The 16,421-nt window shown below is 66.2% G+C and carries 12 protein-coding genes; 1 reads left to right on the plus strand and 11 read right to left on the minus strand.

What is annotated here, in order from left to right; all coding sequences use genetic code 11:
• Nucleotides 1–16: 16 nt before the first annotated feature.
• The 4 genes from QX135_RS28140 to QX135_RS28155 form a co-directional block, all read right to left on the minus strand.
• The gene (locus QX135_RS28140; protein ID WP_316234387.1) at nt 17–2,548 is read right to left on the minus strand and encodes a hypothetical protein; all 2,532 of its coding nucleotides are present in this window, start codon (nt 2,546–2,548) and stop codon (nt 17–19) included.
• Nucleotides 2,545–3,729, minus strand: a complete 1,185-nt coding sequence (locus QX135_RS28145; RefSeq protein ID WP_315734640.1) for a hypothetical protein — start codon at nt 3,727–3,729, stop codon at nt 2,545–2,547. The genes QX135_RS28140 and QX135_RS28145 overlap by 4 nt, the downstream gene beginning before the upstream one ends.
• Nucleotides 3,730–4,904: 1,175 nt before the next feature.
• Nucleotides 4,905–5,744 carry an NlpC/P60 family protein gene (locus QX135_RS28150; protein ID WP_316234388.1) on the minus strand — a complete coding sequence of 280 codons (840 nt, stop codon included), beginning with the start codon at nt 5,742–5,744 and terminating at the stop codon, nt 4,905–4,907.
• Nucleotides 5,737–7,119, minus strand: a complete 1,383-nt coding sequence (locus tag QX135_RS28155; RefSeq protein ID WP_315775482.1) for a leucyl aminopeptidase family protein — start codon at nt 7,117–7,119, stop codon at nt 5,737–5,739. The genes QX135_RS28150 and QX135_RS28155 overlap by 8 nt, the downstream gene beginning before the upstream one ends.
• Nucleotides 7,120–7,312: 193 nt before the next feature.
• On the opposite strand from QX135_RS28155, the gene QX135_RS28160 reads away from it, so the two are divergent.
• On the plus strand, nt 7,313–8,122 hold the full coding sequence (locus QX135_RS28160) for a tetratricopeptide repeat protein (RefSeq protein ID WP_315783693.1): 810 nt from the start codon (nt 7,313–7,315) through the stop codon (nt 8,120–8,122).
• A gap of 9 nt (nt 8,123–8,131) precedes the next feature.
• Here QX135_RS28160 and QX135_RS28165 read toward each other — a convergent pair whose 3' ends face one another.
• From QX135_RS28165 to QX135_RS28195, 7 genes are all read right to left on the minus strand, one after another.
• Nucleotides 8,132–9,373: a Zn-dependent hydrolase gene (locus tag QX135_RS28165; RefSeq protein WP_316234389.1), complete on the minus strand. Its 1,242-nt coding sequence runs from the start codon at nt 9,371–9,373 to the stop codon at nt 8,132–8,134.
• Between the two features lie 84 nt (nt 9,374–9,457).
• Nucleotides 9,458–10,432, minus strand: a complete 975-nt coding sequence (locus QX135_RS28170) for a type II secretion system F family protein (protein ID WP_315775479.1) — start codon at nt 10,430–10,432, stop codon at nt 9,458–9,460.
• Between the two features lie 8 nt (nt 10,433–10,440).
• Complete coding sequence (locus QX135_RS28175; RefSeq protein ID WP_315734628.1) at nt 10,441–11,415, minus strand: type II secretion system F family protein; 975 nt, start codon at nt 11,413–11,415, stop codon at nt 10,441–10,443.
• 11 nt (nt 11,416–11,426) lie between these two features.
• The gene (locus QX135_RS28180) at nt 11,427–12,890 is read right to left on the minus strand and encodes a CpaF family protein (protein WP_315734626.1); all 1,464 of its coding nucleotides are present in this window, start codon (nt 12,888–12,890) and stop codon (nt 11,427–11,429) included.
• Nucleotides 12,891–12,911: 21 nt separating this feature from the next.
• On the minus strand, nt 12,912–14,180 hold the full coding sequence (locus tag QX135_RS28185; protein WP_315734624.1) for a CpaE family protein: 1,269 nt from the start codon (nt 14,178–14,180) through the stop codon (nt 12,912–12,914).
• Entirely contained in the window at nt 14,177–14,917 is a 741-nt protein-coding gene (locus QX135_RS28190) for a CpaD family pilus assembly protein (protein ID WP_315734622.1), read from the minus strand. The genes QX135_RS28185 and QX135_RS28190 overlap by 4 nt, the downstream gene beginning before the upstream one ends.
• A 22-nt stretch (nt 14,918–14,939) precedes the next feature.
• Entirely contained in the window at nt 14,940–16,415 is a 1,476-nt protein-coding gene (locus tag QX135_RS28195) for a type II and III secretion system protein family protein (RefSeq protein WP_315735683.1), read from the minus strand.
• Between the last annotated feature and the right edge of the window lie 6 nt (nt 16,416–16,421).

Below are 16,421 nucleotides of genomic sequence, written 5' to 3' on the forward strand. Positions count from 1 at the left end.
TGCATCGCTGCTTCCTTCATCGTCGCGGCATCATCATGCCGGGCGGGGGGACCGGTCTGAACCCCGGCATGCGCGGCGCAAATCGGCCGGCCGGCCGGCAGCGCGCGCCAAGCGGCCCTGGAACCCAACCGGGGGGGCAGACGATCGGGCGACCGACATCCGGCGCCCGCCGGTCCCGCGTCACCCCCGGCTTGCGTGCCACGCACACGCCGTTGGCATTGCGCCGCTCACCAGGTTGGCACGTCGTCGGCAGCTTCGGAATCACGGGGACGACCGTGGTGGACTTCTTCTCAATCTTCTTGGAGCACTGGCTTCGATCCTTTGGGTCGACCGGGGCCGCGCAGCACTCGCCGCTCGTCGTCAGATTCGCGGGCGCGCAGCATTTGCCATTCGCAGTCGGCAAGAAGCCCGAGGCGCAACACTGTGAAAGTCTCGGCAGCCAGTGCAGCGGTATGCATAGCGTGCCGTCGGGGCTCGCAATCTGGCCGGCCGGGCAGCACTGTCCCTTCGACGTCGCCTGGCTCTTGAGACAGCACTTGCCGGCGATCTTCACATAGCCGGGCGCACAGCAGCTGGGGCATTTCCAGTCCGGAATTTTCGGCTTCAACGGATCGCACACGCCGTTCACCACGGTCGTCCCGCAGCAAAGTTGTTGGCCAATCGGGCCGGAATAGATCTGGCTGTTCTCGCAGCATTCATTGTTCGGGCCGATCGCCGTCTGGTTGACGCCGCACATCGGCTTGGCGATATCAGTCGACGGATTGTTGTTCGAACAGATGCCCCTCGGCTGCAGGTCTTTGGGCGAGCAGCATTGGCCATTGACCAGAACATTGGGCGGGGCGCAGCTCGACGCGCAGCTCTTGGTCTTGATGATCCAGATCTGATTGGGCGGACAAACCGATCCGTCCGAACCGCAGACATGGGTCTTGCAGGTCTGCAGACCCGGCGGCTTCGGCATGCCGGCGGGAGGCGGCGCGCCGGCTGGACGCGGCGCAAGCCGTATCTGTGCGGCTTCCCTTGTACACGCGCGCAAGATGGCGATATCTCCCATGTGCCCGCGAGCTGATAGATCGGGCGGCGCGTCGGCATAGTCGATGAAGTAACTGAGCAGCGGTGGCTCATCGCCGCGGCGGATGCGCCAGATCGGATTCCCCTGCAGTCCGTCGATCGCAAGCGCGTCGTTCTGGCCGAGTTGAGCCACGAGCTTGGGATCGGTGGCGTGGCGCAATTGTTCGCCGGTGGTCCAGACGAAGCCGCCGCAGGAGGCCGGATTCATGGTACCGCCCATGTCGTAGCTGTAGCCGATCGCGACGCCGCCATTGCCATTGCGGAAACGTTCGGGGAATCCCACCGCATATTCGTCCGGCAAGGGCTGCCAGATCGGCTGCTTGATCTCAGTGACACCGATCAGCGTATAGCGCAGCACGCGGCCGATCGACGGCGCGGACAAGGCCTCGAAATCCTGCGCCCCGGTCGGCGCCGGCCGCTCGGCCAAAAACATCCGTCCCTCATCGTCGAACGTAATCCTGGAGATCTCGGTGGGACCGGCGGCGGACGGCGCGACGACTTCGATTCTGGCGTCCGCACCGAACGAGCCGTTCGCGTTGAGCCCGACCGACCACACCCGCAAGCCCTCGGCGACCGCGTAGTAGAGCCGGCGGTCGCGAATGGCGAGGCCGAACACTCGCCGATCCGGTGCCGCGTAGCCCCAGGTCTCGGGCTGCGCGCTGTCGAATTGAGGATTCGTAATATCGACGCCTGGCCCGGCCGGCGCCGGCGTCGTCGGAAGTCCCGCGGCTGCGTTGCCGGCGACGCCGTGATCATAGACACCGAGGTCGACGCCGTTCTGGCCGAAGCGATGGATCAGCCCGGTCTCACGGTCGGCGACGAACAGAGACTTGGTCGCCGGATCATAGGCCAATCCCCCGAGCGCCGCGCCCGAATTGGCCTTGTCGCCCGTGGTGACATTCGCGAACAGCGTCACCGCGCCGGTGGCGCCATTGATCTTCCAGATCGATCCCGGGCCGCCGCCCGGACCCCATTGTGCCGGCATGAAGGTCGCGCCGCTAGTCCCGAGCCTGACATGTTGCGGTCGACCTTCAGGTCCCGGCGCGACGATCGAGAGACCATAGGCGGATGTCGCCGCGACGTAAATGTTGGCGGGGGAACTGTCGTCCAGAGCGACGCCAAACACCTGCCCGATCGACTTCGCGCTGACGGTGAACGGCTTCGGCGCACCGACCAATTGCGCCTGGGGCGGACCGCCCATGCGTCTTAGATCGACGATGCGCAGCGACGGCCCTCCAGGATCGATGATGGTCCGAACGTCGGGATCCTGACCGGGCTCGATCTCGAACGGGCGAATAGCCCCGGAGAATCCGGTGACTGCAGCATCGCCGGGGGTGTAAACGCCGGGCGGCGTTTGCGCCGACGCGGGCCCCCCGAGTGCGAGAGGCAGGATCAGCAGCCAGGCGAGGCGCCGCATCGCACGGACGGCGGCTGTCAAGGACGTCTGTCGGCCAAGCTCGATCATGTCGGTCCGCCTCATTTCGGCTGCTTGGGCCGCGGCTCGCAGGAGCCGGTCTTGACGTTGGGCACGGTGTCCGGCGGGCAACATTCTCCACAATTGGTCATCTGCGCGGGATTGCAGCAGCTCCCGTCAAAGGCCATTCCCTGGCTCTTGTCGGAGCAGGGCGTGACACAGGGACTGTTCTTGTCGCCGCCGAGTCTTGTCTGTCCGGCCGGGCAGGCCGCGGGCGGACACATGCCGTAGGGCGCAAAGCCGAAAACCGCCACCTGGTTGGTGTCGTCGCACAGGCACTCGGAGAGCCCGTCCGACTTCAACGCGCCGGGATGGGTGTCCTTCGGGCAATCGCACGAGAACACGTACTTGCTATCGCCGGATCCGGGGTTGGGGACCTGTTGCCAGTGCGGCACCATCGGTTTCGGACAGGTGCAGTAACTGCTCCCTGTGTGGCAGGCATAGGCGCCGGGATCCGTGACCACCAGCGTCCCGTCGCCGGTTTCCACCATGCCCACGCCATATCGATCGTATTGATCCTGATAGACGCCTTTGCTGGAAGGGCTGAAGATCGAGCCGGGACCGCCGATGCCTTGACATTCCGGGTACCTCCACCACTCCATGTAATGTACTTTTTCGCACGTCGCGTTGATCGCGGCGCATGTGGCTTGAACAGGCGGAAGGACCTCGCAATCGCCGCAGGACTGCATGCCAAGCTTTTCCTGCCCCCAGCACAGCGCCTCCTGAAGACATGAGCCGACTTCGGAACCCAATCCAACGGTGCTCTGCTCGCTCTTGCAGGCGCATTTCACGACGTCTGCGGCCGCGCCAACGGCTGCGAGCTCCTTGGAAAGATCGCCGAGAACATTTTCTGCGATCGCGTTGCCAAAGATCGTGTTCAGCTTGCTGACGACTTGGTCGGCGTTGCCCTGCGCCTCTGCGCAGAATTGATTGACCAGGGCTTGCCCTTTCCCCGTGTCCGACCCTGACAAGGCGACGCCGCTGAGTGCTGCGGTCAGTGCAATCGCTGCGTAGCGGCTTGCGTCATTCTCATAGACCGACTTGCACACATATGCGGCGGACAGCGTCCCGATAAAGGCATCCGCGATGTCTTCTGGACTGCAGCCCGCCCGCGCCGGCGACGCCAGCAGAATCATCGCGGCGACGATGGCCGCTCCTTGAACCCGCCAGCGTCCTGCGCGCCCCATGATCCGCCCCTCTGTCGCATCAACGTGGCCGTTCTTCTCAATGTGGCCGTTCTTCTCAATTCCAGCCTTGCGCTAGATCAACAGAGGCCACGGCAGCCGCGCCATCAACCGACTGCGCCAACCAGCGCCATCAGGATCGACACCTCATGACCGCACAACCGCCATTCTGCAAAGCTGTTCGTCGTGCCCGCCGCTCATCGACCGGCCAAGGTTGAATGCGCCTCCGCACCAGTCCTGCCCACCCATGCGCGGTTTCCTCCCTTGGAGGCTTTCGGACGCCGGCCGCCCGAATATGCCGCGCCGTCAATCATGCGGCCGGCATCCGAACCCTTCACAAAAGCGGCAATCGTCTGCCGGGCACGAATCTGTCGCTATACTCTCGAGATCGGGCGAATTACCAAAAGCGCCGGCAGTCAGAATCTCAGATCTCTTGGGCTGCGGCGAGAATCCACGCGATTGCGGGTGATTTGGCCGACGGGCGCGGTCCGCGAACGCCTGTCCAGTCCTCTCGCGAAAAATATTCATATTTCTTTTTTCCGGAAATCGTGCATACTCTGCCCCGTCCTGCCCCACGAGAGGGACGTACGCGTCGTCACGGACGTCGGGTGCGGGATGCGATGGCCGCGATGATGTTGCAGTGTGCATTCGCGCACCGACGAACGGTGTCATGCGGACGGCGAAGTCGTGTGGTCCTGGCGCCCCGATGCTGGCGTCAAGGTCGCGGGAGCCGATGAGGCCTGCGGCCGACAGGGGCAAGAAAGCCGGTCCCTGGGGAGATCACGAAGTAAGTCGCAAAACATCGCGCAGGGAAGGCCGGATGTTCGGCCCGTACCTGTGGTGACTACCGCGTGCTTGTTGCACGCAACCACGGGTGCGGTCGGCACCCGGCCTTCCCTGCGCCCTCTCATGTTTTCGAGGGCGGGTGATTGCGCAAAGCTCGGGCCGATGCGGCCGCGAGAATGCGGATGCTTGCCCTGCTGTTTGGCGCGGCCTGTTGCTGTTTGATAGGTATATCGGACTCTTGCGCCGCTCTCTCCGCGTCATTGCGAGCGCAGCGAAGCAATCCAGAGTCGTGGGCGGGACTCTGGATTGCTTCGCTTACGCTCGCAATGACGGAGGAGGGAGCCTGCGTCTCAAAACCTCATCGGGAGGACGCGCCAGCGCGATGAGGCGAGTCAATCCAGCCGCTTGATCGCGAGCACATCGCTCCCGCTCGCCTTGATACGGGCAATCGCTTCGCCGATCGGCTCGATCTGCGTGGCCATATGAAACGCGTTGGCGTGGACGATCGTGTCAGCATCGCGCACGATGGCGACGTGGCCCCTCCAGAACATCAGATCGCCGCGGCGAAGCGGCTCTCCCCCGTCGAGCAAGCGCCCCAGCGCGGCGAGCTGCATGTCGCTGTCGCGCGGGCACGGCACACCCGCAGCATTCAACGACACCTGCACCAGGCCGGAGCAGTCGATGCCGAGGCTGCTCTTGCCGCCCCACAGATAGGGCGTGCCGACGAAGCGTTCGGCGACCGCGACATAATCGGGCTCGATGGCACCGAGCAGCGCCACGTGCGGCTTCGGCACGAACCAGCCATCGGCCGTCACGGCGAAGCTCGCGTCCTCGCGCGCGACCGCGATGGTCGAGCCCATCACCAGCGTCGCGACCGGCGGCAGTTTGATCGACGGTCCGGGGAACGCGAAGCTGCGCACGGCGCTGATCTTGTGCGTCGGCGCCGCAGCGGGCGCCGCCAGCGCGGCCTCCGGCAGCCAGCCGACATAGCCGTCGGCCGCGAGCTGGCCCCAGGCCCAGCCCTCGCCGTTGCGATCATAGATCGTGACGCGCTCGCCCCTCAGCGCCTGCGTCGCCAGCTCGGCGCCGGAGAACGGCTGCTGGCGCAGCGGGGCGATGGAATCGGCGACCACCAGCATCTCGCCCTCGACGAAGCGCGCGGCCGTCACTTGGCCTTCGAGATGCTTGGCCGCGATGTCGCCGCGCGCGGGCGTGAGGCGCGGATCAGCCATAGCGTTCGCTCAGAAGCTTGTAGAGCGCGCGTGCGGCCTGGCACTCGCCGCCTTCGGGCCGGCCCGGCTTGGCCGACGGCGTCCAGGCGAAGATGTCGAGATGCAGCCAGCTCCTCGCGTGCTCGACGAAACGCTGCAGGAACAGCGCGCAGGTGATCGAGCCGGCGAAGCCGCCCGAGGGCGCGTTGTTGATGGTCGCGACCTTGGAGTCGAGCCACGAGTCGTAGGGCGCCCACAGCGGCATGCGCCACAGCGGATCGTTCTCGGCGGCAGCGCAGCGCGCGACATCGGCTGCGAGCGCCTCGTCCTGGGTGTAGAATGGCGGCAAATCGGGACCGAGCGCGACGCGCGCCGCGCCGGTCAGCGTGCCCATGTCGATCAGCAGGTCGGGCTTGTCCTCGTCGGCCAGCGCCAGCGCGTCAGCCAGGACCAGCCGGCCCTCGGCATCGGTGTTGCCGATCTCGACCGTGATGCCCTTGCGCGAGGGAAACACGTCGAGCGGACGGAAGGCGTTGCCGGCGACCGCGTTCTCGACCGCTGGAATCAGCACGCGCAGATGCAGCTTGAGCTTGGCATCCATCACCATCTGCGCCAGCGCCAGCACGTTGGCGGCGCCGCCCATGTCCTTCTTCATCAGGAGCATGCTGCTCGACGGCTTCAGGTCGAGCCCGCCGGTGTCGAAGCAGACGCCCTTGCCGACCAGGGTCACCTTGGGATGCGATGGATCGCCCCAGACGAGCTCGATCAGGCGCGGCGCGCGGGTCGAGGCGCGGCCGACGGCATGGATCAGCGGATGGTTCTGGCGCAGCAGATCGTCGCCGACGACGCTGCTGAAGCGGGCGCCGAAGCGGTCGGCGAGCTGCTTTGCAGCGGCCTCGAGCTCCTCGGGCCCCATGTCGTTGGACGGCGTGTTGACCAGGTCGCGCGCCAATGTCGCCGCGTCGGCAAGTCGGTTCAGCTCGGCGGCGTCGACGCCATCCGGCGGAACGAGGCGAACCTCCGGCGTCTCGGTCTTGCGGTAGCGGCCGAAGCGGTAGCTGCCGAGCGCGAAGGCGAGCGCGGCGAGCCGTGCATCATGCGGCGCATTGGCGAAGCGGTAGGTGCCGGCGGGCAGCAGGCCGGGCAGGGCGCCCGGCCTGAACAGATCGCGGTGCCCGGCGTCGTCGTCCTCGATGCCGAACAGGACCTGCGCGATGCGGCCGTCGGCGGCGGGCAGCGCCAGATAGCTGCCGGGCTTGGCGGTGTAGACGTTGGCCTCGGCGAAGTTGCGCGCTTCAGCCGACAGGCTCTCCTTGATCCCCGGCCAGCTCGCCTTCGTTACGAAGGTGATCGGGATGGCGGACGTTGTGGAGGCGGTCTCGAACATCGACGGCATGCCTAATGGTTCCCTAACTGGCGCGCGGCAGCCAGACTTCGCAGAGTTTGAAGGCCGCTGCAATCGCGCCGGCCGCATCGCCTGCAAGCCGACGCAAATGTGACGGCTGCGCCTGGAACACGCCATTAACCGGCTGTTAGCGTTAACAGTTTATTGCTGGTGCGTTCAATTCGCCCGTTCGAGTCCAAGTGACATGCGTCAAGCGCCTCCCATTCCCCGGCTCCTCGCGTCCGTTGCCATCGCCGCGCTTGTCGCTGCGGGCCTCGGCGGCTGCCAGACCATGTCCGACGTCACGGGCTCGCTGCGCAGCCGGGCCGAGCCGCCGCCGCCCGCGACCCCGCAGCGCGCGGTCGAGGTCTATGGCGAGCGCTACCGCGCCAACCCGAAGGATGCCGCCATCGCGCTCGCCTATGGCCAGGCGCTGCGCAACAACGGCCAGCGCGAGCAGGCGGTCGCCGTGCTCGAGCAGGCCACGCTCGCCAACGCCGGCAACAAGACCGTGCTCGCGGCCTACGGACGGGCGCTCGCCGACAACGGCAATTTCAAGCTGGCGTTCGACGTGCTGTCGCGCGCGCACTCGCCCGACAATCCCGATTGGAAGCTGCTGTCGGTGCAGGGCACCGTCTTGGACCAGATGGGCCGCCACGACGAGGCGCGGCGCTATTACGACAGCGCGCTGAAGATCGTGCCGGGCGAGCCCTCGGTGCTCTCCAATCTCGGCCTGTCCTACATGCTGACGCGAGAGCTCCCGAAGGCCGAGGAGGTGCTGCGCCAGGCCTACGGCTCGCAGCGGGCGGACGCGCGGGTGCGCCAGAACCTCGCGCTCGTCGTCGGCCTGCAGGGACGCTTCGCGGAGGCCGAGCAGATCGCACGAGCCGACCTGCCGCCGGACGAGGCCGCCGCCAACGTCGCCTATCTCAAGCAGATGATTCAGGGGCAGAGCCAGGGCAAGGGCAAGGCGCGCAACGCGGCGCCGATGGCCGCGCTCAACCCGCCGGACTGACGGCGTGCCCTATCGTGTCGCGCCTGTGAGCAGGCGGCGGCATGTGTCGACGAACACGTCGGCGCCGGTGACGATGTCGGCGTTGGCCGTGTTCTCGGTCCAGTGATGGCTGATGCCGCCGATCGACGGCACGAACAGCATGCCGGCCGGCATGATGGTGGCCAGCACCTGCGCGTCGTGCCCGGCGCCGCTCGGCATCCGCAGCGACTTGCCGCCGGCGAGATCGCGGCTGGCGGCCTCGATCGCATCCTGGGACGTGCCGTCCATCATGGCCGGCGCGCCGGTGCGGATGCGCTCGACGGCGACATGGCAGGGACCTGCGTCTGACGCCTGCGCAGCCATCTCACGCAGCAGCTCCTCGAGCCGGTCGACCACGGCGGCATTGTCGTCGCGGATCTGGAACAGCATCTCGGCCTGGCCGGGGATGATGCTCGGTGCGCCCGGATCGAGCGTGATGCGTCCCGTGGTCCACACCGTGCGCGGGCCGCAGGCGGCCGGAAAGCGCGCATCGATCGCCACACAGAACTTGGCGAGCGCGAGCCCGGCATCCTTGCGCACCGCCATCCGCGTCGTGCCGGCATGGTTCTGCTCGCCGGTGAAGGTGATGCGGTATTGCCAGATGCCGACGATCGAGGTGACGACACCGATCTTGAGCCCGCTCGCCTCGAGCGTGTCGCCCTGCTCGATATGGGCTTCGAGATAGCCGATATGCCGGCCGCGCTCGGCCTGCAGGCGCGGCCGTCCGGCGAGGCCCATCTCGGCAAGCGCCTCGCGCATCGTGCGCGGGCTGCTGCGGTCGCGGGCAGCATCGATTTCGGCCTCGCTGACGTCGCCGACATAGGACCGGCTGCCGAGCATGCTGCCGAAGTGGCCCTCCTCGTCGCACCAGGAGGCGACCTCCACCGCACCGTTGATGGACGGGTCTGGATTGAGCACGCGCGCCGCCTCCAGCGCGTAGATGACGCCGAGCGGGCCGTCGAGCCAGCCGGCCTGGTTCTGGCTCTCCAGATGCGATCCGGCCAGCAGCTTGCGTCCCGGCTTGGCGCTGGTGCCGAGCACATTGCCGATGCCGTCGATATCAGGCGTCAGCTGCGCGTCGGGCAGGCGCTTGGCGAGCCAGGCCAGCGACTGCCGGTGGGCGTCGGAGAAGGTCGGCCGGTGCACGCCGGTCTTGTAGGTGCCGAAGGCACGCAGCGCGTTCAGATCGGCCAGAACGCGGGCGCCATCGGCGCGGCGGAGCTTGTCGGACATCAGGCGGAGACCTCGATCATGCTCCGCCTAGCTTCCAGGGTAGAGCCGCGACCGCAAGCGAAATTTCTCGCGAGCGGTCTACGTCTACTGCATGGCCGCGACCTTGATGCCGGTCGGTCCCAAAATGACCACGAACAGCACCGGCAGGAAGAACAGGATCATCGGCACCGTCAGCTTCGGCGGCAGCGCCGCGGCCTTCTTCTCGGCCTCGTTCATGCGCATGTCGCGGTTCTCCTGCGCCATCACGCGCAGCGATTGACCGAGCGGGGTGCCGTATCGCTCCGATTGCTGGAGCGCGAGGCAGACCGACTTCACGCCCTCCAGGCCGGTGCGGCGGGCGAGGTTCTCATAGGCGACCTTGCGGTCCTGCAGGTAGGAGAGCTCGGCGGTGGTCAGCGTGAACTCCTCAGACAACGCGATCGACTGGCTCGAGATCTCGATCGCCACCCGGCGGAAGGCGGCCTCGATCGACATGCCGGACTCGATGCAGATCAGCAGCAGGTCGAGCGCGTCGGGAAAGGCGCGCTTGATCGACAACTGGCGCTTGGAGATCGCATTGCTGAGGAACAGCATCGGCGCCTGCAGGCCGAGATAGGCCATGCCGACGCAGATGCCGATCTTGACCGGCATCGACTTCTGCAGATGCGCGATCACGAAGACGTACAGCACGGAGCCGACGAACAGCACCAGCGGCGTCACCATGCGCGCGAACAGGAAAGTGATGTAGGGCGCCTGGCCGCGGTAGCCCGCCATGATGAGCTTCTCGCGGGCCGCTTCCTGGGCGAGCCATTTGGTGAGGTTGAAATCCTCCACGACACGAGAGATGAGCTGCTTCGGCGTCTGCCGCAGCGAGACCTTCTCGCCGGCGTTCAACCGCTCGCGCTCACGCTGCTTGATCCGCTCGCGTTCGCTGGCGACCGCCTTCATGCGCTTGTTCAGGTTTTCGCCCGCGAACAGCGGCATGATCAGCGTATAGACGGTGGCCGTCGCCGCGATGGCGGCGAAGAACATCGTCATGAAGTGCGGGTCGTGCAGCTTGGTGACCAGAAAGTCGACCATGGTCCACCTCAGAAATCGAAATTGATCATCTTCTTCATGACCAGGATGCCCATCGACATCCAGATCACGCAGCCGACCAGCATCAGCTGGCCGGTCGGATGGGTCCAGAGCAGCGAGATGTAGTCGGGCGTGCTCAGATAGACCAGCAGCATCACGATCGGCGGCAGCGATCCGATGATGCCCGCGGAGGCCTTGGCTTCCATCGACATCGCCTGGATCTTCTCGCTCATCTTCTTGCGGTCGCGCAGCACCTTCGAGAGGTTGCCGAGAGCCTCGGAGAGGTTGCCGCCCGACTTCTGCTGGATCGCGATGACGATGCCGAAGAAGTTGGCTTCCGGCAGCGGCATACGCTCATACAGCCGCGCACAGGCCTCGCCGAGCGGCATGCCGATCGCCTGGGTCTCGATGATCGCGAGGAACTCGCTGCGCAAGGGCTCCGGCGCATCGGCGGCGACGACCTTGATCGATTCGAACAGCGGCAGGCCCGCCTTGATGCCGCGCACGATCACGTCGACGGCGTCCGGCAACGCCGCCAGGAATTTCTTCTCGCGCCGCTTCTTGAGGTAGCCGAGGATCCAGCGCGGCAAACCGAGACCTGCAGCGAAGCCGAGCCCGAGCGCGCCGAGCGGGCCGCCACCGGCGAAGAAGGCGACCGCGCAGACGACGAAGCCTAGGACGCCGGAAACGATCCAGAACTTCTGCACGGTCCAGTCGAGCCCAGCCTGCGAAATCCGCATATTCAGCGGGACTTTGCTCTGCTTCTGGGCCTTCGCCTCGAGATCCTTCAGCGACGACTCGACCTGCTCCCGGCGCGAGCGCTGACTGCGTTCGGCCTGGCGGACCACCGGCTCGGACTTGGCGACGGTGCTGCGCCGCTGCTCGGCCTTCCGCTCACCCGACAGCAGGGGATAAAGGAACACCCAGGCGATGCCGCCGATCGCGGTGGCGGCGAGGAAGGCAAGGGCGAGAGCCTGAAGCTTCATGGGGTCTCTCCTCAGTCCTTGCTCGCGACTTCGGCGGCGTCGAGTGCAGCCGCAAGCCGCTTCTCTTCGCCGTAGTAGCGCGCACGCTCCCAGAACCGCGGCCGGCCGATTCCGGTCGAGCGGTGGCGCCCGATGATCTTGCCGTTCGCGTCCTCGCCGATCATGTCGTAGAGGAAGATGTCCTGGGTGATGATGGTGTCGCCTTCCATGCCCATCACCTCGGTGATGTGCGTGATGCGGCGGGAGCCGTCGCGCAGGCGCGCCGCCTGGACGATGACGTCGATCGAGGCGCAGATCATCTCACGGATGGTCCGTGACGGCAGCGAGAAGCCGCCCATCGTGATCATGGATTCGCAGCGGGACAAGGCTTCGCGCGGGTTGTTGGCGTGCAGCGTGCCCATCGATCCGTCGTGACCGGTGTTCATGGCCTGCAGCAGGTCGAAGGCCTCGGGGCCGCGGACCTCGCCGACGATGATGCGTTCGGGTCGCATACGCAGGCAGTTTCTCACCAGCTCGCGCATCGTGACCTGGCCTTCGCCTTCGATGTTGGGCGGCCGGGTTTCGAGGCGCACCACGTGCGGCTGCTGCAGCTGGAGCTCGGCGGCGTCCTCGCAGGTGATGACGCGCTCGTCGTGATCGATATAGTTGGTCAGGCAGTTCAACAGCGTGGTCTTGCCCGAACCGGTACCGCCGGAGATCAGCACGTTGCAGCGGACGCGGCCGATGATCTGCAGGATTTCTGCGCCCTCCGGCGAGATTGCGCCGAACTTGACCAGCTGATCGAGCGTCAGCTTGTCCTTCTTGAACTTACGAATGGTGAGCGCGGGGCCGTCGATCGCAAGCGGCGGAACGATGGCGTTGACGCGCGAGCCGTCGGCGAGACGCGCGTCGCAGATCGGCGAGGATTCGTCGACGCGGCGGCCGACCTGGCTGACGATGCGCTGGCAGATGTTCAGGAGCTGCTGGTTGTCGCGGAACCGGATGCCCGTGCGCTGGATCTTGCCGTTGACTTCGATAAAGACCGTACCGGCGCCGTTGACCATGATGTCGGCGATGTCGTCGCGCGACAGCAGCGGCTCCAGCGGGCCATAGCCGAGCACGTCGTTGCAGATATCGTCGAGCAGTTCCTCCTGCTCGGCGATCGACATCACGATATTCTTGATCGCGATGATCTCATTGACGATGTCGCGGATTTCCTCGCGCGCGGATTCGCCGTCGAGCTTGGCCAGCTGAGCGAGATCGATCGCTTCGATCAGCGCTCCGAAGATCGTCGCCTTGACCTGATAGTAACTGTCCGAACGCCGGGCCTCGACAACCGGTGGCGGCGGCGGCGGAGCCTGCCGGGTCGGAGCCAGAGGTGGCGACGGCACGGCCGGAGACGCCGCGCGTGGTGCAGCCGGCGCCGGCTCGGGCGCTGGCGCGGCCGGCCTGAGGGTCCTGGTATCGTTGTCCAATCCGCTACGCTTACCAAACACGACTTAGAACTCCACGCGTGCCTACTTCGCCCTCAGCTTGTCCAGCAGAGGCGACAGGAAGGAGCCTTTCGGCTTCTTGGTCTCGCTGCGGCCGGTGAGCCGCTGCGCAATCTGGAGAAACATCTCCGTCGTCCGATGACTGGGAGACATTTCCGCAATCATCTGGCCGTTGTTGGCGGCGGCGCCGAAGATCTGCGGCTCGAACGGGATCGTCGCGATCGGCGGGCTTTCGATCGCCTTGGCGAACTCGCTCGCATTGATCTCGGGCCGCTTGGGAACGCCGACCTGGTTCAGGCAGTAGAGCGGCATGCGATCGTTCGGCCGGGCGGCCTTGAGGAGATCGAACATGTTCTTGGTGTTGCGCAGCGAGGCGAGATCCGGCGCCGCCACGATCAGGATGTCGTCCGCGGAGATCAGCGCCCGCTTGGTCCAGCCTGCCCATTGATGCGGAACGTCGAGCACGATGCAGGGCATCGAGGCCCGCAGCGTGTCGAAGACCGCATCGAATGCCTCGGCGCCGAAATCGTAGACCCGGTCGAGCGTCGCGGGCGCGGCCAGCAGGCTCAGATGATCGGTGCATTTCGACAACAGCCGGTCCATGAAGGCGATGTCGATCCGGTCCGGCGAGAACACCGCGTCCGCGATGCCCTGCGCGGGATCCTGGTTGTAGTCGAGGCCGGCGGTGCCGAACGCCAAATCAAGGTCGGCCACGACGGAATCCATCGACAGGTTGCGCGCGATCGCCCAGGCGATGTTATGGGCGAGGGTCGAAGCTCCGACGCCACCCTTGGCGCCGACGACGGCAATGATGCGCCCGACGGCCTTGGCCTCCGGCGCCGAGAACAGGTTGCAGATCGAGCGGACGACGTCGATCGGCGTCACTGGCGACAGCACATAGTCGCTGACGCCGCGCCGCACCAGCTCGCGATACAGCGTGACGTCGTTGACGCGGCCGATCACGACGACGCGCGTGCCCGGGTCGCAAACCGTGGCGAGCTGATCCAGGCCTGCCAGGATGTCGGTGCGCGCATCCGTCTCCAGGATGATGACGTTCGGGGTCGGTGCCGACCGGTAGGCCTCGATCGCCGCCGCCATGCCGCCCATCTGAACCTTCAGATGCGCCTTGCCGAGGCGCCGGTCCTCACCGGCGGCCTGAACCGTCGCGGCGGTTTCCACCGTCTCACAGAACGCCTGCACGGACACGCGCGGCGCGGGCGCGATGTGATCGTCGGCCGGCGGCGGCACGACGTCAGGCTGCTCCTCTTGGGTCTGTCGGGCGTAGCTGATCATTTGCCTGTGTCGCTGAGTTTGGCCTTGTCGGCCTCTGGATACGTGATCGCGGTTGATTGTCCCTTGCGATATTTGTCGAACAACGCCGTGCGCCGGGTGGTATAGGACGGCGTTTCGGATCGCGGCTGCACGAGATCAGACGGGTTTGCGACCATTGCCGCCATGTTGCGCTGGTAGGCGCAGCCGTAGTTCCAGTCAGGTTTGTTGTCGAACCAGTTCTTGTTCTTGATCGACGGCCCGAGGTCGTCCGGCCAGACGCCGCAGGGCCCGACCGTGGCCGACATTTTAGGATAGCTCAGCCGGATCGCGGCCATCTGGCGCGGGTCCTTCGGCTGATAATTGCGTACGGTGATGCCGTGCGGCGGAACGCCGGCGGCGGCAAGCAGGGAGTGGATCTCCCGCATCGAGTCGGCGGCCGCCCGTGCATTGGGGGTGCCGCTCGGCACGTCGGCGCTGATCGCGCCCGTGCCTTGGCGAATCCAGCCCTGGGCCAGTCCCATCACGTCGGCGCGCTGCTCGGCGGTCAGGCCGCCACGGCCCTGGCCGACGAAGACCACCAGGGAGTCCGGGGCCTCCTGGATCGCAATCGGGTGGCGCAGCCGGTAGTCGTCCGGGATGCTCGCCGTGGTGGCAGCGTCTCTGGTGTAGTTGCAGGCGCCGAGCAGGGCTGCGGCTCCGGCGAGCGCTGCGGCAAGGGGCAGGCGGCGGTATCGAGCGGGGCTGGATGTGATGGTCATCGTTGCAGGTCCTTGTCCCGGCTCAGTCCGTGATGAAGCCATAGGTGCCGCGATAGTTGCGTCCGGGTTCGGCCCGGCCGGGTACGCCGTAGATGCGGTTGATGCTGCCCAGGAGATCGGCCTGGGGGTCGGACGCGGCCGCAAAGCCGTCGTCTGGGCGGGAGAGATCCTTCTGTGCCACGGCGCGGACGACGAACGGCGTCACCAGAACCATCAATTCGGTCTGGTTGTTGACGTAGTCGCGGCTGCGGAACAGCGCGCCGAGGACCGGCAGCTGCATCAGGCCCGGCATGCCGCTGATCGCCTGCTTGGTCTGCTGCTGGATCAGGCCGGCCATCGCCATGGCGCCGCCGGAGGGAATTTCCAGCGTGGTCTCGGCGCGCCGGGTCTTGATCGAAGGAACCGTCAACGAGTTGACCGTCGTCGAGCTGACGGCTTGCGACAGCGTGATCGAGTTCTCGTTTGAGAGCTCCGAGACCTCGGTCATCACCCGCATCGAGATCCGGCCCTCGCTGAGCACGACGGGCGTGAAGTTGAGCGAGATGCCGAACTTCTTGAAGCTGATCTGCGTCGTACAGACATGGGTCGTCGGATCGCAGGAGTAGCCGGCAGGAACCGGAAACTCGCCGCCGGCGATGAAGGTCGCGGACTCGCCCGAGATGGCGGTCAGATTGGGTTCCGCGAGGGTACGGATCACGCCCGCGTTCTCCATCGCGCGCAGCGTCGCCTGCACCGTCGGGGCCGCTCCGAACGCTGCGCTCACGGCATTGTTCGAGACCAGATTGCTGCCATAGGCCGTGAACGGATTGGAGTTGGCGAATTTGACGACGGCCGTTCCATAGTTGAGCTGGCCGGAGAGATCGATGCCGAGCTGCTTGACGATCGAGCGCTGCACCTCGGCGACCGTCACCTTCAGCATGACCTGGTCGCGGCCGCGCACGGTGATCGAGTTGACGACCTTGTCGGCGCCGCCGGCGAGCCGGGCGGCGAGTTCGCCGGCCTGCTGGGCTTCGATCTGGCTCGACGCCGAGCCGGTCAGCACGATGCTGTCGGCGAGGCCTTCGATCTGGATATCGGCATTCGGCAGCAACTGCTTCAGCGCTGCCCGCGCGCCGTTCAGGTCGCGCTTGACCGCGATGTCGTAGGCCGCGATCTGCTGGCCCTGCGCGTCGAAGAAGACGATATTGGTCTGGCCGATCGCCGCACCAATGATGTAGGCGCGCTGGGCGGAGCGCACGACGGCATTCGCGATCTTCGGATCGGCGACGAGAACGTCCTTGATGTCGCGCGGCAGATCGATGACGACGGACTTGCCGATGCCGAGCGCAAGGAAGCGTGCATTGATCTGGCCGTCCGCGGCGGCTGCGGTCGCCGGGCGGTAGTCTGCCGCGATCACCGGTGCGATCGCCGGATTGAGGGTCAGCGCAGCGGCGGCCGAAAACGACAGCGCGCGGACCAACAGGGTCCGCATCTTCCGCTGATTTTCGCTGCAGGTCATCTTGGT

The sequence above is a fragment of the Bradyrhizobium sp. SZCCHNR1098 genome, from assembly GCF_032489375.1.
GTDB lineage: Bacteria > Pseudomonadota > Alphaproteobacteria > Rhizobiales > Xanthobacteraceae > Bradyrhizobium.